The 25,267-nt window shown below is 71.5% G+C and carries 16 protein-coding genes; 9 read left to right on the top strand and 7 right to left on the bottom strand.

Translation table 11 applies throughout. The annotated features are described in order from the left end of the window. Window positions 1-1,599, bottom strand: coding sequence for an ABC transporter substrate-binding protein (locus ACIBK1_RS27080; protein WP_396738509.1), 1,599 nt, complete (start codon window positions 1,597-1,599; stop codon window positions 1-3). Between the two features lie 43 nt (window positions 1,600-1,642). Beyond that, window positions 1,643-3,022, bottom strand: coding sequence for a serine hydrolase domain-containing protein (locus ACIBK1_RS27075; RefSeq protein ID WP_396738507.1), 1,380 nt, complete (start codon window positions 3,020-3,022; stop codon window positions 1,643-1,645). A gap of 210 nt (window positions 3,023-3,232) precedes the next feature. Here ACIBK1_RS27075 and ACIBK1_RS27070 point away from each other — a divergent pair, with 210 nt between their 5' ends. Next, window positions 3,233-4,084, top strand: coding sequence for an alpha/beta fold hydrolase (locus ACIBK1_RS27070; RefSeq protein ID WP_357323499.1), 852 nt, complete (start codon window positions 3,233-3,235; stop codon window positions 4,082-4,084). Window positions 4,085-4,114: 30 nt separating this feature from the next. Here the strand turns inward: ACIBK1_RS27070 and ACIBK1_RS27065 are convergent, their stop codons facing one another. Next, window positions 4,115-4,792: a DUF305 domain-containing protein gene (locus ACIBK1_RS27065; RefSeq protein ID WP_239104776.1), complete on the bottom strand. Its 678-nt coding sequence runs from the start codon at window positions 4,790-4,792 to the stop codon at window positions 4,115-4,117. A 106-nt stretch (window positions 4,793-4,898) separates the two neighbouring features. On the opposite strand from ACIBK1_RS27065, the gene ACIBK1_RS27060 reads away from it, so the two are divergent. After that, window positions 4,899-5,576 carry a DUF3105 domain-containing protein gene (locus ACIBK1_RS27060; protein ID WP_030508233.1) on the top strand — a complete coding sequence of 226 codons (678 nt, stop codon included), beginning with the start codon at window positions 4,899-4,901 and terminating at the stop codon, window positions 5,574-5,576. Between the two features lie 95 nt (window positions 5,577-5,671). Here ACIBK1_RS27060 and ald read toward each other — a convergent pair whose 3' ends face one another. After that, the gene (gene ald, locus ACIBK1_RS27055) at window positions 5,672-6,790 is read right to left on the bottom strand and encodes an alanine dehydrogenase (RefSeq protein WP_030508232.1); all 1,119 of its coding nucleotides are present in this window, start codon (window positions 6,788-6,790) and stop codon (window positions 5,672-5,674) included. Between the two features lie 853 nt (window positions 6,791-7,643). On the opposite strand from ald, the gene ACIBK1_RS27050 reads away from it, so the two are divergent. The 3 genes from ACIBK1_RS27050 to ACIBK1_RS27040 all read left to right on the top strand — a co-directional run bounded on the left by ACIBK1_RS27050 (window position 7,644) and on the right by ACIBK1_RS27040 (window position 10,177). Beyond that, entirely contained in the window at window positions 7,644-8,561 is a 918-nt protein-coding gene (locus tag ACIBK1_RS27050) for a SecDF P1 head subdomain-containing protein (protein ID WP_156080922.1), read from the top strand. Window positions 8,562-8,791: 230 nt separating this feature from the next. Beyond that, window positions 8,792-9,307, top strand: a complete 516-nt coding sequence (locus tag ACIBK1_RS27045) for a hypothetical protein (RefSeq protein ID WP_231513898.1) — start codon at window positions 8,792-8,794, stop codon at window positions 9,305-9,307. A 159-nt stretch (window positions 9,308-9,466) separates the two neighbouring features. Further along, window positions 9,467-10,177 (top strand): hypothetical protein, encoded by a 711-nt coding sequence (locus tag ACIBK1_RS27040; protein WP_156080921.1) that lies wholly within the window; start codon window positions 9,467-9,469, stop codon window positions 10,175-10,177. 128 nt (window positions 10,178-10,305) lie between these two features. On the opposite strand, the gene ACIBK1_RS27035 is transcribed toward ACIBK1_RS27040, so the two are convergent. Then, window positions 10,306-12,573, bottom strand: a complete 2,268-nt coding sequence (locus ACIBK1_RS27035) for a molybdopterin cofactor-binding domain-containing protein (protein WP_396738504.1) — start codon at window positions 12,571-12,573, stop codon at window positions 10,306-10,308. 119 nt (window positions 12,574-12,692) lie between these two features. Between ACIBK1_RS27035 and ACIBK1_RS27030 the strand changes: the two genes are divergently transcribed. Beyond that, complete coding sequence (locus ACIBK1_RS27030; protein ID WP_396738503.1) at window positions 12,693-14,216, top strand: PucR family transcriptional regulator; 1,524 nt, start codon at window positions 12,693-12,695, stop codon at window positions 14,214-14,216. Here the strand turns inward: ACIBK1_RS27030 and ACIBK1_RS27025 are convergent. Continuing rightward, the gene (locus tag ACIBK1_RS27025; protein ID WP_396738502.1) at window positions 14,166-17,051 is read right to left on the bottom strand and encodes an AfsR/SARP family transcriptional regulator; all 2,886 of its coding nucleotides are present in this window, start codon (window positions 17,049-17,051) and stop codon (window positions 14,166-14,168) included. The genes ACIBK1_RS27030 and ACIBK1_RS27025 overlap by 51 nt on opposite strands. Before the next feature lie 90 nt (window positions 17,052-17,141). Beyond that, the gene (locus tag ACIBK1_RS27020; RefSeq protein ID WP_396738500.1) at window positions 17,142-20,060 is read right to left on the bottom strand and encodes an AfsR/SARP family transcriptional regulator; all 2,919 of its coding nucleotides are present in this window, start codon (window positions 20,058-20,060) and stop codon (window positions 17,142-17,144) included. A 979-nt stretch (window positions 20,061-21,039) separates the two neighbouring features. Between ACIBK1_RS27020 and ACIBK1_RS27015 the strand changes: the two genes are divergently transcribed. The 3 genes from ACIBK1_RS27015 (at window position 21,040) to ACIBK1_RS27005 (ending at window position 25,212) form a co-directional block, all read left to right on the top strand. Then, window positions 21,040-22,332, top strand: a complete 1,293-nt coding sequence (locus ACIBK1_RS27015; RefSeq protein ID WP_030508224.1) for a helix-turn-helix domain-containing protein — start codon at window positions 21,040-21,042, stop codon at window positions 22,330-22,332. 310 nt (window positions 22,333-22,642) lie between these two features. Further along, a complete protein-coding gene (locus ACIBK1_RS27010; protein WP_030508223.1) occupies window positions 22,643-23,221 on the top strand; it encodes a copper resistance CopC family protein in 579 nt (192 codons plus the stop codon). Further along, window positions 23,218-25,212, top strand: coding sequence for a cytochrome c oxidase assembly protein (locus ACIBK1_RS27005; RefSeq protein WP_396738497.1), 1,995 nt, complete (start codon window positions 23,218-23,220; stop codon window positions 25,210-25,212). The genes ACIBK1_RS27010 and ACIBK1_RS27005 overlap by 4 nt, the downstream gene beginning before the upstream one ends. Window positions 25,213-25,267 lie beyond the last annotated feature (55 nt).

The following is a 25,267-nucleotide window of genomic DNA, read 5'->3' as shown; positions in this document are numbered from 1 at the left end:
TCAGCCGAGCATCCGGATGCTCGTCGGGACGATGCTGCCGATGACGTCGAGCGTCGCTCCCTTGAGGAAGGTCGGGATCGGGCTGTTGGCGAACGGCACCATGTCAGCGGCCTTGTAGAGCGCCTGCTCCGCGGCGAACCAGTCCTTGCACCCCTCGGCGCCGTTGGCCTTCATCGCCTTGGTGGCGGCGGCGAGGTAGTCGGGGTTGTCGATGGCGGAGAAGTTCGTGCCCTTCGGGGCCGCGGGGCCGGAGACGAACGGCATGACCTGGTCAGGGGTGCTGACGGCGAGCGGCAGCCAGACGATGTCCCAGGCGCCGGTGCCGAAGACCACGCCGGAGGCCTCGGTCTGGGTCTGCTGCGTGGCCTTGACCTCGATGCCGACCGCCTTCCAGGCCGCCACCGCGAGCTCGGCGGCGGCGCCCCCGCCGGTCCCGAGCGAGTTGGGGTAGATGAGGGTGAGCGAGAGCTTCTTCCCGTCCTTGACGCGGATGCCGTCCGGGCCCTTCGCCCAACCGGCGGCGTCGAGGGCGGCCCCGGCGGCGGTGGCGTCGAAGGAGGGCACGTTGCCGGTCACCGCGTCACCGGTGCAGGCGGCCGGCGGAAGGGCGGCCAGCTGGGTCGCGGGCAGGCCCTTGCCGGAGGTCAGGGCGACCTGGAGCTGCTTGAGATCGACCCCCTGGGTCAGCGCCATCCGCACCGCGGGGTCGGCGGTGGCGTGACCGTCCGCGTGGTTGTACCACTGCTCACCGATGACCGTCTGCGTGTCGGCGGACTTCAGGCCCGCCTTGGCGAGGCGGTCGGCGTCGGGGCCGACGATCTGGACGGCGTTGATGGTGCCGGCGAGCAGCTCGTTGGCGGAGGTGGTCTCGTTCGCGACGACCTTGAAGATCACCTTGGCCGGCATCCCCGTCTCGGCCGTGGTGGCGCCGCCGGGTCCCCACGTGTAGCCCTTGCGGACCTCGTAGGTGTAGTGGTCGGACGGAACCGCCTCGGTGAGGACGTACGGGCCGGTGCCGCTCACCCCGGCCTTGAGGCTTGCACGGTTCTTCATGCCGCCGTCGCACACCATCGGCAGGCTCGCGAACGAGTTCAGCACGAACGGAGCCGGCGCGGCCAGCTTGACGGTGACGGTCGAGCCCGAGGCCGTGGCGGTCGCGCCGGCGGGGATGAAGACGCCCAGGAACGGGCTCTTGTTGTCCGGGTTCTCCACGTACGTGATGTTGTCGACCACCGTCTGCGCCGTGAACGGTGTGCCGTCCGAGCACGTGACGCCGTCCTTGATCGTGAAGGTGACCGTGGTGCCCTCGACGGTCCACGACTTGGCCAGCTGCGGAAGGATCGTGCCGTCCTTGCCGGTGGCCACCAGGTTGTCGTAGGCGAACTGGGTCATGCCGTACAGGGTGCTCACCACCGAGCCCTGTGGGTCGAGGGCGCCCGGGTCCGAGGAGACGTCGATGGTGAAGGTCTTGCCGTCGGCGTAGCCGGCGGCACTTGGCGCGGCGGAGTCGGACCCGTCGCCACCGCAGGCGGTGAGACCGGCCGAGCCGGTCAGCGCCAGGGCGAGCGCCGTGAGAGCCCTCGTACGGATGGGAGTCATGTGGTTCCTTTTCCGGGGGGTGGGCCGGAGCCGATCCGAGCTCTCAGGCGCGGGCGACCACACGGCCGTAGTGGATGTACTTTGCGAGGCCGGCGTCGTCGCGTCCGATGAAGGCGAAGATGGGGTGGATGCCCTGGGTCGACTCGAGGGAGATCAGAGAGTCGCCCTCGAAGTGCACCAGTCGAGTGCGCATGGGCTTCTCGCCGATCTCGGCGATGATGTCCTTGGGCACCCGGTCGAGCCAGATCGCTCCGTCGGCGTCCTGGCTGACGGTGAAGTCGTAGATCGTGTCCGAGTAGCGGCCCAGGTACGGCGTCGGGTCGATCGTCTCCGGCTCGGCCGGCGGCACCGGATGACCCGGCAGGGTGATGCCGGTGAGCTCCTTGAGCAGGTGCGCCAGCACGTCGGTGAAGACACCGAAGAAGCCGCCGCCGTTGGTCAGCAGCGCGATCGCGACGCCGTGCTCCGGCACGAACCGGAGGAAGGCCGCCTGGCCGATGGTCCCGCCGTCGTGGCCGATGACGGTGTGGCCGTCGTGCTCCTCCATTTCCCAGCCCAGGCCCCACGAGCCGCCCATGCCGGTGAGCCGGGGCACTTTCACCTGCGGCTGCTGCATGGAGGTGACGGTGCCGGGCGTGAGTATGACGGAGCCGTCGGGCGCCGTACCGCCAGCCATGTGCATGGCGATGAAGCCGAGCAGGTCGCGTGGGGTCATGGCGAGCATCGCGCCGGCGGGGGCGTTGGACCTCGCGAGCGCCCAGGTCGGTGCGGCCGCGATCGTGCCGTCGGGGCCGGGCACGTGGCCGACGGCGGTCCGGTGCAGGATCGCCTCGTACGGGCTCGGACAGACGTGGGTGAGCCCGAGCGGGGTGGCCAGGCGCTCGATCAGCACCTGGTCGAAGGGTTTGCCGCGCAACACCTCGACCAGGCGGCCCAGCACCACGAAGCCGGTGTTGTTGTAGGAGAAGACCTCGCCCGGCGGGTAGAGCTGCGGGATGTCGTGAATCGAGGCGAGGTACTTCTCGATGGCGTCCTCGCCGCGACCGGTGTCGGTGAAGACGTCGCCTTCGAAGCCCGCGACGTGGCACAGCAGCTGGCGGGTGGTGATCGAGGCGGACGCGGCCTCGTCGCCGACGGTGAACTCCGGCAGGTAGGTGCGCAGCGGAGCGTCGAGGTCGACCAGGCCGTCGTCGACCAGCTGCATGACCAGGGCGCTGGTCCACAGCTTGGTGATCGACCCGATCTGGAAGACCGAGTCGGTGGTCGCCTCGACTCCGGTGGCCATGCTGAGGACACCTGCGGCCGAGGCGAGCACCTGCCCCTGGGTGAGCACCGCGATCGAGGCGCCCGGCACCTCGTGCTCGGCCACGAGCCGGGCGAAGTTCTCGTCAAGCCAACGCTGCACGCTCTCCGGCGACATCATGCCGCTGAGGCTAGAGGCCGATCATGCCGCCGTACTCGGCCGATCGGACAACCAAAATCGCTGGCGATTGTCCGATCGGACAAGTCGATGTCGTAATCGCCACCTTCGCACGACCACCCGCCGGAAGTCGGCAGGGGAGCAACCGAGGGAGACAACCGAGGGGAACATTCGTTCAAGACGCCGGCGCGTACCGGCGGCGACAGTGGGCGCATGACTGTTTCCGACGGCAATCTGCATGTGGGCGACGAGACCACCGAGAGCTCGACACTGTCCCTGGACGACGGCGACATCCATGTGTGCCAGGACGGTCCCCGCGACGCGCCGGCACTCCTGCTCATCCACGGGTCCGCCTCCTCGACCCGCTCGTGGGACCGGCTGGTTCCGCTGCTGACCGGATCGCATCGCGTCATCAGGATCGACCTGCTCGGGCACGGCCGGTCGGCCAAACCGGCCGGCCCGAGTTACGCGGTCCCGGACCAGGCGCACCGGGCCGGTGAGGCACTGGACCGGCTCGGCGTCGGGCGCGCGATCGTGGCCGGTCATTCCAGCGGCGGCGCGGTCGCCACCGCTCTCGCCGAGCGACGGCCCGACCTGGTGACCGCGCTCGCGCTCGTCAACACCGGACCCGGCATGCACGCCTTCATCCCGTCGGAGTCCGCCGTGATCACACCGTCGCAATGGCCGCCGACCGACGAGCAGCTCCGCCGCTTCGCCGGCACCGCGTTCAGCCGCGCGGGCTACCGGATCCCGCAGGAACTGCTGGACGAGGTCCGCATGATGACCTACCACACGCTCACCGCGACGATGCAGGGCATCCGCGACTACCTGGAGCAGCGTGCCCTGCCGGATCGGCTGGCGGTCCTCGGCCGACCGCTACTGGTGATCTTCGGCGAGGACGACCGGAGATGGCGATCCTCGTCCGCCGCCGACTACCGCGTCGTCCCGGGCGCGGAAGTCGAGTTGCTGCCGGGTCTCGGACACTCGCCCATACTTGAGGACCCGGAAAGGACCGCCCGCTCGCTGCTGGCCTTCACCGCGGTCCACGCCGTTCGGGCGGACTGAACGCGACCGCCGGACCGCGGCCGGAGAGGGTCACGGCGCGGGGAGCGGCTGGGCTCCCCGCTTGGCCAGCAGGTCCTTCATCGTGCGGATCTCGGCGTTCTGGCCGTCCACGATGTGCTGGGCCAGGGCGCGCACCTCGTCGCGATCCGACAGCTTGAGCAGGCCCTCGGCCATCTCCACGCCGCCCTGGTGGTGGCGGATCATGAGCTGGAGGAAGAGGATCTCGGCGTCCCTGCCGGTGGCCTGGCGGAGCCGGTTCATCTCCTCCTCCGTGGCCATGCCGGGCATCGTTCCCGGCGTCGGGGCGGTCGTGGCCGCCCCGCCGTGCCCGTGCCCGGACATCCAGGCCATGGCCGGGCGGTCGGAGCTCTGGTCGAGGCCCCACTGCTGCAGCCAGCCCATGAAAATTCCACGCTGGGTGCTCTGCGTCGTGATGATGTCGTACGCCAGGCTGCGCAGCGCCTCGTCGGAGGTCTTGTCCCTGAGGATGAAGGACATCTCCACCGCCTGCGCGTGGTGGACCCCCATGTCTCTGGCGAACCCGGCGTCGGGGGAGGTGTCCCCGGGCGTCCCCTGCCTGGTGAAGAACAGCACGAGCGCCGCCGCCGCGAGGAGGACGACGACCAGCCCGAGGATGGGAAGGCGGCGCCGGGCCGGGGGAGCGGTCTCCACGGCGTTGTCCTCTGGGGCGTCGATGTCAGTGCTCACCGCCCACAGGCTACTCTCCAGGGACGTCGCCCTGCCCGAAGCAATACCTTTAGCCACTATTCTCCATACGCAGCGGGGGTGTTGGTGATCAGCAGATGGAGGAGCGATGACGAAGGAGAAGGCGCAGGCGAGGCGTGACCACCTCGCCCGCATGCGCGCCGAGCAGAAGCGCAAGGAGCGGCGCGCCGCACTTCTCATGTGGGGGATAGGCGGTCTCGTGATCGTCGTCCTGGTCGCCCTCGTCGCCGTCTACGTGGTCAACGACCGCTCGGCCAAGTCGCTCAGCGCCGTCAAGACCTTCACCTACAAGGGCTCCGACCACTCCTGGACGAAGGTCGCCTACAAGGAGACCCCGCCCGTCGGTGGCCAGCACAACTTCTATTGGCAGAACTGCGGCATCTACGACAAGCCGATTCACAACGAGCACGGCGTCCACTCGCTGGAGCACGGCGCGGTGTGGATCACCTACCAGCCCAACCTGCCCAAGGCCGAGGTGGACAAGCTCAAGACCATCGCCTCCGCCGACTACATGCTGCTGAGCCCCTACCCCAACCTGCCGTCCAAGATCGTCGCCAGCTCCTGGAACCACCAGATCGCGCTGGACTCGGCGGACGACCCCCGGCTGCCCGAGTTCGTCAAGAAGTACAAGCAGAACCCGACCGACACTCCCGAGTACGGCGCCTCCTGCTCCGGCGGCATCGGCACCACCGACGAGCAGCCGCTCCCGCCGCCGCAGACGGACGCCGCGCAGGAGCCCATGCCGAGCACGGCCCCGTCGTCCTGACGGCACGGCGCGTCAGGGCGCGTCGTGTCACGGCGCGTGGTGCCAGGACACGTCGCGTCAGGGCACGTCGCGTCAGGGTGCGTTGAACCAGGGACTCAGGGAACCAGCACGCGGTCCACGGGTACGGCCTCCAGCCCGTGGGCCTCGGCCACCGGGCGGCTCGTGAGGTGGCCCTCGTGGGTGCTCAGACCGTGGGCGAGCGCGGGGTCGGCGGTCAGCGCCTCGCGCCAGCCCAGGTCGGCGATCGCCAGCGCGTACGGCAGCGTGACGTTGGTCAGCGCGTACGTCGAGGTGTGCGGCACCGCCCCCGGCATGTTGGCCACGCAGTAGAACACCGAGCCGTGCACCCGGTAGACCGGCTCGGCGTGGGTGGTCGGCCGCGAGTCCTCGAAACAGCCGCCCTGGTCGATGGAGATGTCCACCAGCACCGACCCCGGCTTCATCCGTGAGACGAGGTCGTTGCTCACCAGGGTCGGCGCCTTGGCGCCCGGCACGAGCACCGCGCCGATCACCAGGTCGGCGTCCACCACCGCCCGCTCGACCTCGTACGCGTTGGACGCCACCGTCTGGCAGCCTCCCCGGAAGACGAGGTCGGCGTGGCGCAGCCGGTCGACGTCGCGGTCGAGCAGCAGCACCTGGGCCCGCATGCCCACGGCGACCGCGGCGGCGTTCATGCCCGACACGCCCGCGCCGATCACCGCCACCTTGGCCGGGTAGGTGCCGGGGACGCCGCTCATCAGCACGCCGCGCCCGCCGCCCTGGCGCATGAGATGGTAGGCGCCCACCTGTGGCGCCAGCCGTCCGGCGACCTCGGACATGGGCGCGAGCAGCGGCAGCGTGCGGTCGGGTTTCTGCACGGTCTCGTACGCGATGCCGGTCACGCCCGACTCCAGCATGGCCCGGGTGCAGGACTCCGAGGCGGCCAGGTGGAGATAGGTGAACAGCACCTGGCCCTTGCGCATCCGGTGGTACTCGTCCGGCACCGGTTCCTTGACCTTCAGGACGAGGTCGCCCTCGGCCCACACCTCATCCGCCGTGCCGAGGATGACGGCCCCCGCCGCGGTGAAGTCCTCGTCCGGGATCGCCGACCCGAGTCCCGCGCCCTTCTCGACGAGGACCTGATGACCCTTGCGTACGAACTCGTTGACCCCCGCGGGTGTGAGCGCGACCCGGTACTCGTGCGTCTTGATCTCTCGGGGAACTCCCACCTTCATGTCTTCACTGTCTGCTCCCGACGTCCGTATGGGCATCGGTCAACGGGCAACCATTTGGCGGATATTCATGACAAATTGTCAATAAAGGATCGCATTGAACGTTCCATGGTCACCCGGTTACCCGCAGTTGGCAGACCTCGGTAGGCTCTGCGAGCGGTGTAAGGGATCGAGGTAGGGAATGCACAACGCGCCCGTGCCGGGAGACGAAGAGCCCGGCCCGCGGCCCGGCCTGACATCGGGAGCCGAGACGGCGCCCATGCCCAAGCCGGTCGGCCCCGAGGACCGCGGCGGCGTGCCCGCCGAGGCGTCCGGCGGATGGGGCGGCTGGTTCGGGGGCACGTCCGGCGGTACCGGGGCCGCCGCGGAGACGACCGTTCTGCCGCCCGCCGGCGGCGGACCAGGTGACACGTACGGCGGGCCCGGGGACCCCGGTGGAGGCCATCCGCCGCCCGGCGTGCCCGACGAGCGCGCCGGGTTCGGCGACCCGCTCGCCGGCTCACTCGCTGATCCACTCGGTGACCCGGGCGGTGCACGGAGTGAGTACGGCGGGTTCGGCGGGTCCGACGATCCGCTCGGTGAACGCGGTGAGCCGCCGGGCAGGCCCGGTGATCCGCTCGCCGACACGCTCGCCGGCCCGGTAGGTGTGCCGGGTGAGTCCGGCGGGCCGTTTGACCCTCTCGGCATGTCAGGTGGACCCGGTCTGTCAGGCGGACCCGGCATTCCGGATGGGCCGGCTGACCCGCTCGGGGGCCCGGGCGGAGCGGGCGACCCGCCTGGGATCCCCGGCGAACTCGGTGGCGTGCCCGCTGTCGAAGGTGCTCCCGTCCTACCCGCTGAGCCGGTGGAGCCCGCCGTGCCCGGCGCAGCCGATGGCGCGCCTCCAGGCGAGGCCGCAGAGCCGGGTGACGGGCCGCCCGCCCCCGACGGCCCCACGGAGCCGAGGGCGGCCAGGGGGACGACGATCGCTCTCGTCGCGGCCCTCGTGCTCGTGGTCGTCATGTCCGGCGTCCTCGGCGCCGTCGCCGTGGTGATGACCCGCAACCCGGACGCCCCGCCGCTCAAGCAGACGCCCGTACGCACCCTGCTGACGCCCGTGCACTTCGCCCCGGTAACCGGGGTGGGGGCGGCGCCCTGCGCGGGAACGGACGCGATTCCGGACGACAAGGGCACCTCCTGCTACCAACTCGACCCGGGGGTCACGGTCACGACCGTGCAGAAGATCGAGGAGGTGACGGACAACGACGGCACCTACTCGATCAGGCTCGTGCTGTCCCCCTCCAGCCAGGAGCAGATCGCCGCGCTCACCCGGGATACGGTCAAACAGCAGCTTGCGATCGTGGTGGGGGAGAAGGTGGTGGCCGCCCCGCGGGTGGCCCAGGAGATCACCCAGGACAGCCTCGGCATCGCGGGCTTCGACAAGGCCCAGGCCGATGCGATCATGGCGCTGCTGACCGGATCCGCCCCCGCGAACCAGCAGAACCCGGCCGCATCGCCCGCCGCCACCGACACCGGCCAGCCCGGCGGCACTCAGCCCGGTGGAACGCAGCCGGGCGGCACTCAGCCCGGTGGCACTCAGCCGGGCGGCACTCAGCCTGGTGGCACTCAGCCTGGTGGCACTCAGCCGGGCGGCACGGTGTACGAGGGCGGCCAGCCGGGTGGGTCGCAGACGGGCGGGACCCAACAGGGTGGGACCCAACAGGGCGGTACGGGACAGCAGGGCGGCACGGGACAGCAGGGCGGCGCGCAGTCCAGCCCTGAGGGGTTCCAATGAGCGCATCATGGTCCGGGCCCGCGCCCTCAGACCTGAAGCGGACCTGAGTCACCCCGAATCAGGCCCGAATCGGGCCGAATCGGCCTTCCGACGGCCGGGGCGCGTTCGCCCCGGCCAACCGGCCCTGACGGGGATGATCAGCCGTTGATCGCGATACCGGTAGGGTCGCCGTCATGCAGCGGATGACCGGTTTGTTGGTAGGTGCGGTTTTTGGGACCGTCTTCGTGTTCGTGAACTCGCATCCACCCCTTGGTCACTCTCTCGCGCTCGTCCTCCGGATCGCCGCGGCCGTCGCCCTGGCCGGCGTCGTCGCCACCTGGGTCCTCGCCGTCGGGCGTGCCAGGTCCACCGGTGCCGAACCCGGCATCGGGGGAGGCGGCGCGGCCGGGAAGATGTTCGGCCTCGGCTTCGCGGTGGTCGTCGTGATCGAAGCCGTCGCACTGTTCGGCGGCATCGCCGTGCTGCGGGCCCTGAGCCGCCCCGAGGAGAGCAACGTCGCCTGGATCGCTCTCGTCGTCGGCGTCCACTTCGTCGCCCTCGGGCCGATCTGGAGGGATCGGACGATCATGGTGCCCGGTGCGGTCCTCACCGCGCTCGGGGTCGCCGGGCTCGTCATGTCCGCCACCTCGGCGGTGGCGTGGGTGCCCGTGGTCAGCGGAGTGCTGTCCGGTGTGACGCTGCTGGCCGGATGCCTGTCCGCCGCGGGGCGCGGCCTGGCCGCCCAGAGGTCCCCGGCGTCAGGCTGAGGCCGGTGACCGTCCCTGCCCGGCATCGGGCTGAGGTGCCTGTCCCCCTGACCTCGGTCGGAGGCCGGCTACGGCCCGGATGGCCGTCGGGAGGGCGGCAGCGGCCGGTGCAAGCCGGGGTCAATCCAGGTGCAAGCAGAGCCTCGTAGCGTACGGCACGTGTCAGCACGATGGTTGCGAGGCGCGGCCGCCACGGCCGCGACCGCCGCGTTCCTGGTCCCCGCCTCCCTGCTCGCCGCCGCCCCGGCTCTCGCGCACACCGCGCACGCCCCCGTACGTGCCGCCGCGCACGCACCTGCGCAGTCCCCCGTCAGAGCGGCCGCTCACGGCGCGGCCGCACCGGCGGTCGTCGCCAAGAAGCTGTTCCGCGCGTGGCTGCGCGCGGACCGCCACGCGGCCTCCCGGGTCGCCACCGCGGGCGCGGTCTCCACGCTCTTCGCCTACCCCTTCCGGGCTCCGGACGAGTTCGCGGGCTGCTCGGGCAACGCCTGCCGGTTCGTCCACACCAGCGTGCGCGTGCCGGGCGGGCTCGACGGCATCCTGATGATCGTGTCGGGCGCCAAGGTCACGAAGGTGTACGAGTCCCGCCACCTCGTCACGCCGTCCGCCGCGGCCAAGCACCTGTTCGACGCCTGGCGCAAGGGCGACCGCAACCGGGGCCTGGAGATCGCCACGACCACGGCGGTGAAGACGCTGTTCCGGACGAAGTACGACCCGAAGGGCGTGAAGTACTTCTTCCAGGGCTGCAACTCCGAGCCCAAGGGCTACGGCTGCGCCTACTCCTACGAGGGCGGCGGCATGTTCATGCACGTGCGGGGCTCGAAGAGCCGCGGCTACGAGGTGACCTCCATCAGCTACATCGCCGACTGACCCCGACCCGGCACCAGCTGCGCCCGCCCAACCTGCGCCGACTCAACCTGCGCCGGCTGAACCGAGCCGGCGGAACCGAGCCCGCCGCCCCGGCTGCCTTTCGGGCGCGCCGAGCATGGCGGCGGGGCTCAGCGGGCGACCGGCGAGAGCGCGACGTCCTCGGGCCGGATCGGGACACGGGAGAGATCCAGCCCGGTCGCGGCCCTGACCGCCGCGGCCACCGCCGGGGTCGACGACAGCGTGGGCGGCTCGCCCGCGCCCCGCAGGCCGTACGGCGCATGGGGGTCGGGGTTCTCCAGCACCGACACCCGCATCGGCGGCATGTCGAGGATCGTGGGGATCAGATAGTCGGTGAACGAGGGGTTGAGCACCCGGCCGTCCCTGACCTGGATCTCCTCCATCAGCGCCAGGCCCAGGCCCTGCGCGGTGCCGCCGTGGATCTGCCCTTCCAGAGCCAGCGGGTTGAGGATTTTTCCGACGTCCTGCACGGCGGCCAGCTCGACGACCTTGACCAGGCCGAGCTCGACGTCGACGTCGACCACGGCCCGGTGCACGCACAACGCGAGCTGCGTGTGGGAGTCGCCCTGGCCGGTGACCGGATCCATGGGGAACGTGGGCCGGTGGCGATATTCCCGCGTCTCCTCGACCGGCCCGAACCGCTCCAGCACCTCCTCCAGCGACAGCTCCGGATGCGCCGCCCGCAGCGCGTCGAGGCGCGCCCGCACCGCCTCGCAGGCCGTCTTGACCGCCCCGCCGGTGACGTACGACTGGCGCGAGGCCGAGGAGGACCCGGCCGAGCCGACCGCGGTGTCCGCCGGGGCGACGGTGACCTTGGCGATCCCGAGCTCCGTACGCGCGATCTGGGCCTGGACGGTGACGAGCCCCTGGCCCACCTCGGCGGCGGCGGTGTGCACGAGCACGTGCGGCTCGGCCCCGGCGAGCTCGACGCGCACCCGTGCCGTCGAGTAGTCGTCGAAGCCCTCCGAGAAGCAGATGTTCTTGATGCCGACGCCGTAGCCCACGCCGCGCCGCACGCCCTCGCCGTGGGTGGTCTGCGCGACGCCGCCCGGCAGGAGGCGCAGGTCGGGCCGCTCGTCCGCCGGTTCCGTCGGCAGCGGCATCGCGGCCAGCTCCTTCAGCATGTCCGCGAGCGGCGCGGGGCTGTCGATCACCTGCCCGGTGGCCAGGCGCGACCCCTGCGACACCGCGTTGCGGACCCGGATCTCGACCGGTGACAGCCCGCAGGCCGCCGCGAGCCGGTCCATCTGCGACTCGTACGCGTAGCACGCCTGGACCGCCCCGAACCCGCGCATCGCCCCGCAGGGCGGGTTGTTCGTGTAGACGCCGTACGCGTCGATCCAGACGTTGCCCACCTCGTAAGGACCGACGCCGAGCGAGGCGGCGTTGCCCACCACGGCCGGGGTGGACGAGCAGTAGGCTCCGCCGTCGAGCAGGATCTCCGCCCTGACGTAGACGAGCCGCCCGTCGGACGTGGCGCCGTGCTCGTAGCGCATCCGCGCCGGATGCCGGTGGACGTGGCCGAAGAACGACTCCTCGCGGCCGTACACCATCTTCACCGGGCGGCCCGTCCGCAGCGCCAGCATCGAGGCGTGGACCTGCATCGACAGGTCCTCCCTGGCGCCGAACGCGCCGCCGATTCCGGCGAGCGTCAGCCGCACCTTCTCCTTCGGCAGGCCCAGGCACGGCGCCACCTGGTCCTGGTCGACGTGCAGCCACTGGGTGGCGACGAACAGGTCCACCCCGCCATCCTCGGCCGGCACGGCCAGACCCGACTCCGGCCCGAGGAACGCCTGGTCCTGCATGCCGACCTCGTACTCGCCGGTGACGACCACCTCGGCATCGAAGGTCTGGCCCACCCTCACGGGCTGGTGCCGTACGAGGTTGCCCTCCGGATGTACGGCGGGGCAGGACGGGTCGAAGGCGGCCCGGCGCGGATCGGTCACCGCCTCGCGCTTCTCGTAGTCCACGACGATCGCGGCGGCGGCGCGGCGGGCGGTCTCCGGATGGTCGGCGGCCACGATCGCCACCGGCTCGCCCTGATAGCGGACCTGGTCGACGGCGAGCACCGGCTGGTCGCGGACGTCCAGCCCGTAGAACTTCTCCCCGGGCACGTCCTCGTGGGTGAGCACGGCGAACACGCCGGGCATCGCGAGCGCGGGGCCGACGTCGATCGAGCGGATCCAGGCGGACGGGTGCGGGCTGCGCAGCGTCGCGCCCCAGAGCATGCCCTCAAGCCACAGGTCCGAGGAGTACGCGAACTCCCCGGTCACCTTCAGCGTGCCGTCGGGTCGCGGCGCGCTCTCGCCGAGGCCGGAACGCCGCCCCGCTCCGGTCGTCGTGCCCGCCGTTGTGCCCGCCGCCGTCTCAGTCGCCATCCACCGCTCCACGGTCGTAGTACAGCAACCGGGCGGGGGCGGAGCCTATCGGCGCGGCCATGAAACCCGGGGACGGGCGTAGTCGATGCTTGTAGATATCTCCAAATACGCTGTCTTCCGTGCTGTTGCATGATCTGCTCGCCGCCCCGGAGCTGCGGCTCACCCTGCTCACGGGCGACGAGCGGCTGGACCGCGAGATCAAGGGCGTGCTCATCACCGATCTGCCCGATCCCCGGCGATACCTGTCGGGCGGCGAACTGGTGCTGACCGGCCTGATGTGGCGCCAGTCGCCCGACGACTCCGCCCGGTTCGTGGACGCCCTGGCCGAGGCGGGCGTGGCCGCGCTCGGCGCGGGCGACGCGCGGCTCGGCACGGTCCCCGGCGACCTGGTGGAGGCCTGCCGGGCTCGCGGGCTGCCGCTGCTCGAAGTGCCCGTCGAGGTGTCGTTCGGGGCCGTCACCGAACTCGTCGGCAGGCGCGTCGCCGCAGCCCAGGCGGGCGACCTGCGCGGCGCCCTCGGGCGGCACCGCAGGATCGTCGCGGCGGTGGCAGAAGGAGCCGGGCTCGGCGAGCTGTTCACCCTGGTAGAGGCCGAGCTCGGCGTCACGGCCGCGGTCGTGTCCGCTTGCGGCGCGGTCGTCGCGGGCGACCTGCCGCAGGAGCGGGCCGTACGGCTGGCCCACGACTACCTCGCCGCCGTCCGCCTGCCGGTCGTCGTGAACCGCGGCGGGCCGTTCACGCTGTTCGCCGTGGGCCGATCGCACCGGGCCGCCGGCTGGGCCCTGGTCTGCCGGGGCGAGGTCGACGTGGAGATCGGCTACGAGCTGGCGGCGTGCGTCGCGATGGAGCGGACGCGGGCGGAGGAGGGCCGCCGGGTGGAGCGCCGGCTGGCCGAGCAGCTCATCGCCCTGGCCTGCGCGGGCGGCGACCTCGCGGAGCTGTCGGCCCGGCTGCGGACGTGCGGCATCGACCCGGCCGAGCCGTACGCGGTGGTCACCGCCACGGCGAGCAGGCGCGGGGCGAAGGACGGCCCCGACCCCGCTCTGCTGGGCGGTCAGGTGGTGGAGGAGCTGCTGGACCGCGGGGTGGTGGCCGCCGCGGGCGCCGACGCGTCGGTGGCGCTGGTCCCCCTGCGCGCCGACACGCCCTGGGGCGACCGCGACGCACTCGCGGCGCTGCTGCGCGCCCGTACGGCGGTGCTCGCGGGCGGGCTGTCCTCGATCACGGTGTCGGCCGGGCTGAGCGGCGCGCTGACCGGGGCGCAGGCCATCCGGGGCGGGGTGGAGGAGGCGGGCCACGCACGGCGGATGGCCGAGGCGCGCGGCGGGGGAGTGGTCACCAGCGACGAGATCTACACCCACGCGCTGCTGCTGGCGACCGTGCCCGGCGACGTGCGGTCCTCGTTCGCCGAGAGGCTGCTCGGGCCGTTGTTCGACTACGACCGGAGGCACGGGGCCGAGCTGGTGCGCACGCTCGGCGCGTTCCTCGACTGCACGGGCTCGTGGAACGCCTGCGCCGAACGGCTGCACGTGCACGTCAACACGGTGCGCTACCGGATCAGGCGGGTCGAGGAGCTCACCGGCAAGGACCTGTCATCCATGGCCGACCGCGTCGACCTCTTCCTCGCCCTCCGCGCCGGCTGAGCCGTCCGCGGTCCGCGACGGACCGTCCTGCGGGCTCTCGCCGAGCAGGGCGAGCTCCTCGCGGGCGAAGTCCACCCAGTAGCCGGCCCCGCACTCCTGCGCGACCGCCAAGGTCTCCCGCAGGTACGCGCGCGCCCTGTCGAGCCTGCCCATGAGGCGTTCGGCCCTGCCCAGCTTGCCGAGGCACCTCGGTTCCATGGCGCGGGAGCTGTTCTCCCTGATGAGGACGAGGGCCTCGTCGTAGAGCATCGCCCCGGACCGGGGGTCGTCCTGCCTCAGGTGCACCTCGGCCATGCCCATCAGCGCGTCCGAGCGATGCATGGCGTCCCCGGCCTCTTTCGCGAGCGCCGCCATCTCGACGTACGCGGCCATGGCCGCCGCCACGTCCCCCAGGCCGAGATGTGCCGCGCCGAGGCAGACGAGAGCGTGGCGTTCGCCCACGGCCGCCCCGATCTCCCTCGCTATCCGCAGCTCCTCCCGTGCCGACGACAGGGCCTCCTCGTGCCGATCGAGCGCGTTGAGCACGATGGCGAGGTTCCCCAGGGCCCTCATCCGCGCGAAGGAGTCGCCGCACGTGCGGCGAAGGTTCACCTCGGCGCGCTGGTGGGCGAGCGCCTCCTCGTAGCGTCCCGTATGGCCCAGGCCGAGGGCGAGATAACCGTTCGCGAGGGCGGAGATCTCCAGGTCCCCGAGCCGCTCGCCCACATCGAGCGCCTGGCGGCCGAGGGTGATGACGTCCCGGTGGTGACCGGCGAAGGTAAGAGGCCAGTGGAAGGAGAAGCCGAGGTGCGCGCCGGAGCGCGCGAGGGACGGAGTGCGCCGGGCCATCCCCTGTGCCGCGACGGCGAGGACGTTGGGGCGTTCCCGCTCCAGCCACGCGGACGCGTCCGTGCTGCCGGTCAGGGCAAGAGGTTCACACGTCGCGAACTCGTGCGGGGGATGCACCCGATGCGGGTCGATCAGTTTCATCGCCAGGCGCACGGTCGTGCCGTACAGGCCGAGCACGCGGTCGAGCGCGTCGTCGCGGTCGCGCTCGCTCAGACGCCGCTCGGCCAGTTCCATCGCGAACAGCCGGACCAGGTCATGGAGGCGGAACCGTCCCTGCTCGCCTGGTTCGGCCAGATTCGCCCGCACCAGGCGGGCCACGGCGCGCTCCGCCGCGTCCCGCGGCACGTCGAGAAGGGCCGCCACGACCTCGGGTGTGGCGTCCGGCGTGCGCAGGACGCCCAGATGGCACAGGGCAGCCGCCGCCGCCCGGTCGAGCTCGTGCCCGCTTGCCGCCAGCACATCGTGGCTGAGCTGCAGGCTGGCGCGCACCGCGAGATCGCCCGACTCCAGCTCGTGCAGTGCCCGCCGTTCGTCGCGTAGCCGGGCGTTCAGCTCGGTCAGGGGCGTGTGGCGGTTCTCCATCAGACGCGCCGCCGCGAGGCGCAGGGCGAGGGGCAGTCCGCCGCACAGGTGGGCCAGTTCGGCGGCGGCGGCCGGATCGGCGGCGATCCGTTCGGCGCCGACAAGTTTCGCGAGCATGGCGACCGACTCCGACCGCTGCATCCTGCCGAGGACGAACTGGACGCAGTCGTCGGCCGCCGCGAACGACTCCCGGCTCGTGACGAGCAGGGCATTCCCGGCCGGCAGGCCCAGCAGAGGGCGGACCTGGTCCAGGCCGGACGCGTCGTCGAGCACGATCAGCGTGCGGCGGCCCGCCAGGCGGTCTCTGAGCATCGCCGCGGCCTCGTCCGGATCGGACGGGACCGAGTCCGGGCGCACACCGAGGCCCCGCAGTAGCCTGCCGAGCAGATCGAGGGGGTTCAGCCGTCCGACTCCCGGTGTCGCCCCGAGCAGGTTCAGGTACAGCTGGCCGTCCGGATAGTGATCGCTCACCGTGTGGGCGGCGCGTACGGCGAGGGTCGACTTTCCCGCTCCCGCCGTGCCGGTGACGGCCACCACCGCCTGCGGGTCGCCCCCGTCCCCGGGCGCGAGCAGAGCGCGCAGTCGCACCAGCGTCTCCGTCCGCCCCACGAAGATCTGCGGATCGCGCGGAAGCTGACGCGGCCGGTCGATCTCTCCGGGAGCCGTGACCGCCATGGGGGACGGCGCCGTCGCGAGGGAGGGGTCCGCGCGGAGGATGAGCTCGTACGCCCGCCGCAGGGATACGCCGGGATCGACGCCGAGGTGTTCGGCGAGCAGACTCCTGGTGTCGTGGAAGACCTCGAGCGCCTCCGCCTGCCGCCCGCAGCGGTAGAGCGCGAGCATCTGCAGTTCCCGGGCCCGCTCCCGCAGCGGGGCCTCCACGGTCAGCCCGGCGAGCGCGTCGAGCGCTTCCTGACGCCGGCCAAGCCGCAGCAGCGCGTCGGCCTGGTCCTCCCGCACCGTCTGGCGCATGCTCTCCAGCCGGGTTCGCGCCGCCTCGCAGAAAGGGCCGGGAAGGCCGCCCAGGGCGGTGCCCGCCCACAGTCCCAGCGCGGCCTGCAGTTCGCGCAGCCACGCGCCGAGGTCCTCCTTGGCCTGGTAGCGGCGAGCCTCCGCGAGGCGCTGTTCGAACTCCTCGGCGTCGGTCCGGCACGCGTCCCGCGCCAGGCTGTAGCCGTTCGCGGACTGGGTGAGCAATGTGAACGGCCCGCGCCTGCCGCGCTCCGGTTCGAGCAGCCGCCTCAGCCCGGCCACATAGGTGTAGAGGCTCTGCTCGGCCGTCTTCGGTGCGGCGGCGCCCCACAGGGCGCCGATGAGCCTGTCCTTCGTGACGAGGTGGCCCGCCTGTGCGGCGAGCACCCAGAGGGTGGCCCGTTGCAGCGGCGGCCCCGGGTTCAGCTGCCGGTCCTCCAGCGACACGGTCACCGGTCCGAGGACCCGGAGCCGGAGGCCACCCCCGCCGATTTCTCCATGTGCCGTCCCCATGGACGTCCTGTCCCTCCTGCGAACCGACGATCAGCCGGTGAGCGCCGCGCGGGGCGGTACCTCGCGGGTCGCTCTCAGCTCGGGGAAGGCCGTCTCGATGACGCGCAGCTCGTCTTCCGCCAACCGGGAGAGATTCTCGTCCGCGGACCGCTGCCGCGCCGCCAGCGCCTCCCGGGCGTAGGCCAGGGCCCGTGCCGGCTCGTTCAGGAGACGGTGCACTCTGGCGAGCATGGCGAGCGACTCGCACTCGCTGACCCGGTAGCCGATCTCCCGGGCCAGACGCAGGCCGCGCTCGAGGTAGGACTTCGCCGTCCGCGGATCGCCGCGGTCCAGGCACAGCTCGGAGAGCAACGCGAGGCCTTCCGATTCGTGGTAACGGTCTCCCGCGGCCTGCGCGAGTGCGAGCACCTCGCCGAGCAGGCTCATGGCCGCCGTCAGGTCGCCCAGCTCCCGGCAGGCGACCACCCTGATCAGCAGCGAATGACGCTCGCCGACCTCGGAGCCGATCTCTCTGGCGATCGCCCGCTGGGCTTCCGCCCCCTCACGCGCCTCCGCGTATCGCTCGAGCTTGAGAAGGACGACGCCCAGGTTGCCCAGGGCGCGCATCTCGCCGAACCGGTCGCCTAGCGCGCGTCTCAGCTCGAGCTCGGCACGCTGGTGCAGCAGGGCCTCGGTTTCCCTGCCGAGGTTCACCAGAGCGTGCGCGAACTGGCCGTGGGCCAGGGACAGGATCTCCTGGTCGCCGGTCCGTTCGCCCACGGCCAGGGCCTGCCTGTTGAGGTCGCGCTGCTCGTGGCGGTGCGCGCCCCTCGTCAGCTGCCACATGAGGGAGAACCCGACGTAGGCCCCCAGTCGTGCGACGTCGTCGTCCTCGCTCTGCATCGCCTGTGCGGCGGTGGCGACCACGTCCGGCAGCTCCTCCTCCAGCCAGTCCCTGGCCTCGTCCGCCGACGTCAGCGCGAGCGGGCGCTGTGGCACGGCGGGCCAGGGAAGCTGCACGCGGTGGGGATCGAGCACCGTGCTGGCGTGGCGTGCGGTCGCTCCGTAGAAGCCGAGCGCGCTCATGAGCGCGTCCTTGCGCGCCTCCGGCAGGAGACGGGCGTCCGCGAGCTCGATCGTGAACAGCCGCACGAGGTCGTGGAGGCGGTAGCGGCCCGGTCCCGAGATCTCCAGCAGGTGCGCGCGTGCGAGGCGGCCGAGGGCGCGCTCGGCGGCGTCGACCGGTTCCCTGAGAAGGGCGGACACCAGCTCGGGGGTCAGGCTCGCCACATGCAGGACGCCGAGGTGGCACATCGTCCGCGCGGCCAGCCGATCGAGCTCGCCGCCGTGGGCCAGACCCTCGTAGCTCAGCTCCAGACTGGAGCGGACGGCCCTTCGGCCCGACTCCAGCTCGTGCAGCGTACGCCGCCGGTCCTCCAGCCTCGTGCCCAGATCCCGCGCGGTCCAGTCGGGACGTTCGGCGAGGCGGGCGGCGGCCAGGCGCAGGGACAGCGGCAGCAGGTCGCACAGGTGCGCCAGGCGGTCCGCGGCGGCCGGATCCGCCGCAATCCGTTCCGCTCCGACGAGCTTCGCCAGCACGGTGACCGCCTCCGACCGCAGCAGCCTCCCGAGCACGAGCTGGACGCAGTCGTCGGTCTCCGCGTGCGACTCACGGCTCGTGATCAGCACGGCGTTGCCGGACGGCAGGCCCAGCAGGGCGCGCACCTGCTCGGGCCCCGCCGCGTCGTCGAGCAGGATCAGGGTCCTGCGTCCCTCCAGCCGGTCGCGCAGCACCGCGGCGGCCTCGTCCTCCTCGGACGGCACGGCCCCGCCCGGCAGCCCCAGGGCGCGCAGGAGCCTGCCGAGCACGTCGATCGGCTTCAGGCGCTCGCCCCCCGGCGTCGCCCCCTGGAGGTTGACATACAGCTGTCCGTCAGGAAACGCGGAGGAGGAGGCGTGGGCGGCCCGTACGGCCAGTGCGGACTTGCCCGCCCCGGGGGCCCCGGTGATCGCGACCACCGCCTGCGGGGGTCCGCCGTCCCAGGGGGAAAGCAGGGACCGCAGGCGGACCAGTTCCTCGGCCCGCCCCACCAGAACGCTCGCCGCCCGCGGCAGCTGGCGGGGAGGCCGCGCCGGGGCCTTGGCGCCGCTCGCGCGGTCCTGCACCCGCGCGAGGGAGGGATCGGCCCGCAGGATCAGTTCGTACCGCTCACGCAGGGCCGTGCCGGGATCAACGCCGAGCCGCTCCGCGAGCAGCCGTTTGATGTCCATGTACGTCTGGAGGGCGTCGGCCTGCCTGCCACAGCGGTACAGCGCGAGCATGAGCAGGTCGCGGGTGCGCTCTCGCAGGGGAGCCTCCGCGGCCAGGTCGGTCAGCGCCGCCGCGGCCTCCTGGTGCAGTCCCAGGCCGAGCAGCGTGTCGGCGTGGTCCTCCCGCGCGGACAGGCGCAACTCCTCGAGACGAGCCCGTTCCGCCTCTGCGAAAGGACCCGGCACGCCGCACAGGGCGGGCCCCGACCAGTGCGCCAGGGCGGCGTCCAGCGCGCGCAGGCCGCCACGGTGGTCGCCCGCGCTGTGCAGCCGGCGTGCCTCGGCCAGGTGGCGTTCGAAGTCCGCCACGTCCACCTGCATCTGCCCGCGTTCCAGCGCGTAGCCGCGCGACCGGCTCACCAGGACGGCGTATGGACCGCGGGTGCCGGGGTGGGGCTCCAGCACCCGCCGGAGGCCGGCGATGTAGGTGTAGACGCTCTGCTCGGCCGTGTTCGGGGGCCGATCCCCCCAGAGACCACTGATCAGCATGTCCTTCGGGACCACGCGTCCCTCATGCCCGACGAGTACGCACAGGGCCGCCCGCTGCAGCGGCGGTCCCAGCTCGATGGGCCGTCCGCCGCGCCAGCCCGCAGGCGGACCCAGTAACCGCAGACGGGACGGTAAGTCCTGAGACGTTCCACATTCATTCGCATTATCCATACGACTTTGGACTCCATGCGGTGACGGCGCAGACGCGTTGAGTGCATCGCCCGGCCCTATTGGGAGGCTGTGCGCGGAGCCTCGTGACCGGGCCGCCGGTGCTGTCCCTCGGCGTTCTTGTACAGCTACTTCAATACGAAGTCATCCCCGTGACGCCGCCTATGGGCACATCGTTGGACCTAGATCGGCAGAAGCTTCAATATGCCATCACGTATCTAGATTTTGTCTAGATACGTGGAGAAGCGTTCGAGGATCTGGCGTGGAGGCGTGCGTCGGAGCCGCGGTCTCCCTATGTCCCCGCAGCTACGTCATGGGCATCCCGATGTCACGTGCGACCCCTTCGTGCGGCCGCTCCATCGTGGGTGACGAAGAGGGGCGATCGCGGCTTCGTGCCGCTTGAGCGGGTCGCATGCCGGGTTGGACTCCTGCCTCCGGGCCGGCGAGCCAAGGCTGAGTCCGAGAGGGGCGCCGGGCGCGATCCCTCGGTGGTCTGGCACCGGACAAAGGAACGCGGTCCGGCGCGGACAATTTTATTGCGTCACCGAGGTGCAATCGGTATCTGGCGCCACCGGGAGATTGAATTCACCCGCTCCGACAATCGCGGAAATGAGATGCGTTGATATGCGGCGGCGGACTGAAAATAATCGCTCGATTGGGTTGGAGGCATGGCCGCTTTGAATACTTGAATACTTGGAGCGGCGTGCGCCGGAGCGCCGGAGAGGATGCAGGGATGCCGGACAGTGCCTGATCTTCGTCTCCGGCGTCCCGGCGTGCTGCCAAGCGGCTTGATCAGCAGCAGAGTTGGTTGGCCAGGAAATTCGTCTCCGCAGAAGACGTGGAGGCGGTAGCTGGCGTAACATCGCCGCCAACGGCCAGTACGGCCGAAATGACGAGGGTAAGAACAGGCAGGGTAAGGCGGCGCACGGTGGATCTCCCATCAGCTCAGACTGCCGGGCCTACAATAGTGCAGGAGTTGCCAATGGCGGCGCAAGATCTGGTCGGACAGCGCATCAAGGCGATTCGCCGTCAGCGTGGGCTCTCGCAAGCGCAGTTGGCACACCCCGAACTTTCAGACAGTTATGTATCACTGATCGAAAGCGGCAAGCGCACCCCCACCCCCGCCGTGCTCGAACTCCTCGCACAGAAGCTCGACTGCTCGCTCACCTACCTTGTCAACGGTGTCACAGCGGAGCAGATGGAGGACCTCGAGGTCGGCCTCAGCTTCGCCAAGATGGCGTTGGAGAACGGCGAGGTGGGCGAGGCCCGCCGCCGCTACGCCGAACTGCTCGCCGACGGCAACCTCCAGGGACTCGCCTCGCTGCGGGTGGAGGCACGGTACGGCTACGCGCTGGCCTCCGAGGCGTGTGGCGAGCTCGCCGAGGCCATCTCCGTGCACGAGCAGCTCAGCGAGTCGGAGTCGGAGACGATGACGCAGGAGCGCAAGATCGCGGTGGCCCTGGCATTGTGCCGGTGCCATCGGGAGCGGGGTGACTATTCCGCCGCCGTTCAGGTCGGTGAGCAGGCGCTTGAGAGACTGGGCAAGTCTGGTTGGAATGATGCGCTGATCGAGCTCGGCTCCACGCTGCTGGGCGTCTATCTCAGGCGGGGCGACATGCTGCGGGCCGGGCATTTCGCCGCCGAGTTGCTGGCGGCCGCCGACGCCCTGGGAACTCCCCGGGCCGCCGTAGCAGCATGTTGGAACGCCGCGTATGTGGCCGAGGAGGCGGGGCGCGGGGAAGAGGCCCTCACCCTGATCGAACGTGCGCTGGCGATCCAGTCCGAGACCGGCGAGCCACGCAACCTGGCGCGCCTACGGGGGGCACACGCGAACCTGGTCCTCAATCTGTGCCCCGACGACTCGGAGAAAGCGTACGACCTCCTGCTCAGGGCGCAGCGGGAGATGGAAGCCGCGGCCACGAGCACCTTCGAGAGGGCCCTCGGCGCCCTCGATCTCGCATGGGCGGAGATCGTCCTTCACCATCCCGAACAGGCCATTGAATACGCGCGGGCCGTCGTCGACCTGGTGCGCGGCACTCCAGGGTGGATGGAGACACGGGCCGCCCTCCTGCTCAGCCAGGCGCACTTCCTGCTCCACCAGGACGAGGAGGCCGCGGCCGAGCTGGACACGGTGAGCCAGTGGCTGGAGAACGCGCCACCCACGCGGAAGACGGCCGAGGACTGGATGACGCTCGCGGAGATGCGCCGGCGGACTGGCGGAGAAGAGCAGAGCGTAGTCGCCTACCAGCGTGCTCTCGCCTGCGTCGAGCTCTGACCGCGCGCGGGGATCAGGCGTCAGAGGGACAGGTTCTGCCGGGCCGGAGGCTGCTCGCCCCGGCCCGGCTCGCGTCTCATGCGATGAGCGCGCGGACCTTAAGAGCTTGCTGACGCGTGGGCCACGACGACGGACGCGGGCCGCGAACGGAGCGGCCGGCCCCCGTTCACCGGTCCGCCGAGCGGGGCGCCGTCGGCCGGCAGGCATGGAGGGCCGGCTGCGGCGTGATCAGGGGTCTTCTTCGGGTTATCCCCAGTCTGCCGGTGCGAGGTATGGACCGGACCCCCGCGTCGGTAGCCTGGGAGGTGCCATGAAGACACCCTTCCTCGCCGCCTTCGCCGCGCTCGTGGCGGCTCTCCTGCTCTGTGTCGCGCCGGCCCTGCCCGCCGAGGCGCACACCTCGCTCAAGAGTAGCGACCCGCAGAAGAACGCGCAGGTCAAGACCTTGCAAAAGGTCACGCTCGAGTTCGCGGACTCCGTTCAGTTCCCGGTCGTGGTCGTCCGCGGTGAGGACGGCAAAAGCTATGAGAAAGGCGAGCCGGTCGTCGACGGGCCCAAGGTCACCGAGGCGGTGACCGAGCCGGTTCCTCCGGGTCGCTACACGATCGCCTGGCGTGTGGTCTCTCCTGACGGGCACCCGCTTGAGGGGGAGATTCCGTTCACCGTGGTCGGCGACCAGTCCATAGGGGCGGCGACCTCGGCGGCCGCTCCCGGCGACCCGTCGTCTCCCGGCGACCCGTCGCCGGCGGCCGCCGCGCCCGCGACGGCACCTGCGGCGCAGGCCGATGACGGCGGGCAGGGAGGCGTCCCCGGGTGGATCTGGGCGGTGATCTTCGGGATCGCCGGCGTCGGCATCGGGATGTTCCTGAGCCTGCGGAAGAAGCCGTGAACAAGGCGGTGCGCCTGACCGCCGCGGCGCTCTGCGCGGCCGTCGGCGCACTCGTCATCGCGATGGTGCTCGGCGGCGCCGCGACGCCGCGCATCATCCCCGGCCTGCCCGACGAGGGCACGCTGACCCGCTGGATGCTGCCGCTGTCGAAGCTCGCGATGGACGTCTCCGGCGTCCTGACCGTCGGCCTGCTCGCGGCGGCCGCGGGGTTCCTGCCGAACGACAAGGGCCTGCTCGGCAAGCAGGCGCAGAGTTACGTGAAGGGCGCGTCGTGGTCCGCGCTGGCCTGGGCGGTCGCCGCGGCGGTGGCGCTGGTCTTCAGCCTGTCGGAGACCCTTGGCGCCCCGGTGGGGCAGATCCTCGCCGGCGACGAGCTCACCAGCTACGCGAGCCAGGTGCCGCAGGGCATCGCGCTGACCCTGGTCGTGCTGTTCGCCGTCGCCATCGCGCTGTTCGCCCGGGGGGCGATCACCGCGGGCACCGCCGGGGGGCTGCTGGTCTTCGCGCTCGTGACGCTGCTGCCGCCCGCGCTCACCGGGCACTCCTCCTCCTCACCCAACCACGGGCTGGCCACCACCTCGGTGGCCATGCACCTGCTCTTCCTGGCCCTGTGGGTGGGTGGTCTCGGGGTGGTCTGTGTGCACGCGCTGCGTGGGCGGCCGCTCCTGGACGTCGCCGCCGCGCGCTTCTCCCGGATGGCGCTGTGGTGCTTCGCCGGGGTCGGCGTCTCGGGGCTCGCCGCCGCCGCTTCGCGCCTCACCTCGGTCGGCGAGCTGTTCACCTCGAACTACGGCCTGCTCCTGCTGGCCAAGATCGTCGCGTTCGGCGTGCTCGGGTTCGTCGGCTGGCGCCACCGGGGCCGTACGCTGCCGAAGCTGTCGGCGGGGGAGCCGCACGCCTTCCTCCGCCTCGCCCTCGGCGAGGTCCTGCTGATGGGGGCGACGATCGGGCTGGCCGTGGCGCTGTCCCGGACGGCTCCGCCGCCCGTCGACACGCCGGTCGACCGCGCCTTCGAGCTGCTCGGCTACCTGGTCCCGCCGCCGATGACGTTCGCGAACCTGCTGACGCTGTGGTGGTTCGACCTGTTCTTCGCCGTGCTCGCCGTCGTCATGGCCGGCCTGTACGGCGCGGGCGTCGTGCGGCTGGCCCGCCGGGGCGACCGGTGGCCCCTGGGCCGCACGGTCAGCTGGTATCTCGGCGTCGTCGTTCTCGTCCTCAGCACGCAGAGCGGCGTGGCGCGTTACTCGCCCGTGCTGTTCAGCGTGCACATGACCGAGCACATGATCCTGTCGATGCTGGTCCCGATCTTCCTGGTGCTGGGCGCGCCGGTAACGCTGGCGCTGCGTGCGCTCAAGCCCGCCACCCGCCGGGGTGACCGGGGCCCGCGCGAGTGGCTCACGGTGATCCTGCACAGCAGGGTCCTGAAGTTCGTCAGCCACCCCGCGATCGCGACCGCGATCTTCGTGGTGTCGACGTTCGCGCTGTACTTCACCCCGCTGTTCGCCGCGGCGATGGAGGAACACCTCGGTCACATCGCGATGACCGTGCACTTCCTGCTGAGCGGCTCGCTGTTCTTCTGGGTGATCATCGGCGTGGACCCGGCGCCGTACAAGCTGCCCTACTACGGGCGGCTGCTGCTGCTCATGGTGACCATGCCGTTCCACGCGTTCTTCGGAATCGCTCTGATGAGCATGGGGACGGTGCTGGCGTCCGGTTACTACGACCAGCTCGGGCGCACCTGGGGCGCGTCCTCGCTGGCCGACCAGCAGACCGGCGGCGCAATCGCCTGGGCCTTCGGCGAGATCCCCACGCTGATCGTGCTGCTCGCGCTCGGCTTCCAGTGGTGGCGCGACGACGAGCGCGTCGCGCGCCGTGCCGACCGCCGTGCCGACGCCGCGGCCGCCAAGTCCGGCGGCACCGGGGACGCGGAGCTGGACGCCTACAACGACTACCTGGCGAAGCTGGACAGGCGGGACAGGGCCGCCGAGTAGGCCGCCGGCGTTTTCGACGGGCCGTGCCGCCGGCGATCGTGCCCCGCCGAGACCC

The sequence above is a fragment of the Microbispora rosea genome, from assembly GCF_044460045.1.
GTDB lineage: Bacteria > Actinomycetota > Actinomycetes > Streptosporangiales > Streptosporangiaceae > Microbispora > Microbispora rosea.
The sequence above is the reverse complement of the archived record's forward strand: the minus strand, read 5'-3'. Positions and strand labels throughout refer to the sequence as shown.

Bases quoted from the DNA above. Each gene is read 5' to 3' on its own strand.
- ACIBK1_RS27075 (WP_396738507.1), bottom strand. From the start codon at position 3,022: ATGATGTCGCCGGAGAGCGTGCAGCGTTGGCTTGACGAGAACTTCGCC.
- ACIBK1_RS27080 (WP_396738509.1), bottom strand. From the start codon at position 1,599: ATGACTCCCATCCGTACGAGGGCTCTCACGGCGCTCGCCCTGGCGCTG.
- ACIBK1_RS27015 (WP_030508224.1), top strand. From the start codon at position 21,040: ATGGCGGCGCAAGATCTGGTCGGACAGCGCATCAAGGCGATTCGCCGT.
- ald (WP_030508232.1), bottom strand. From the start codon at position 6,790: ATGAAGGTGGGAGTTCCCCGAGAGATCAAGACGCACGAGTACCGGGTC.
- ACIBK1_RS27010 (WP_030508223.1), top strand. From the start codon at position 22,643: ATGAAGACACCCTTCCTCGCCGCCTTCGCCGCGCTCGTGGCGGCTCTC.
- ACIBK1_RS27035 (WP_396738504.1), bottom strand. From the start codon at position 12,573: ATGGCGACTGAGACGGCGGCGGGCACAACGGCGGGCACGACGACCGGA.
- ACIBK1_RS27070 (WP_357323499.1), top strand. From the start codon at position 3,233: ATGACTGTTTCCGACGGCAATCTGCATGTGGGCGACGAGACCACCGAG.
- ACIBK1_RS27060 (WP_030508233.1), top strand. From the start codon at position 4,899: ATGACGAAGGAGAAGGCGCAGGCGAGGCGTGACCACCTCGCCCGCATG.
- ACIBK1_RS27020 (WP_396738500.1), bottom strand. From the start codon at position 20,060: ATGGATAATGCGAATGAATGTGGAACGTCTCAGGACTTACCGTCCCGT.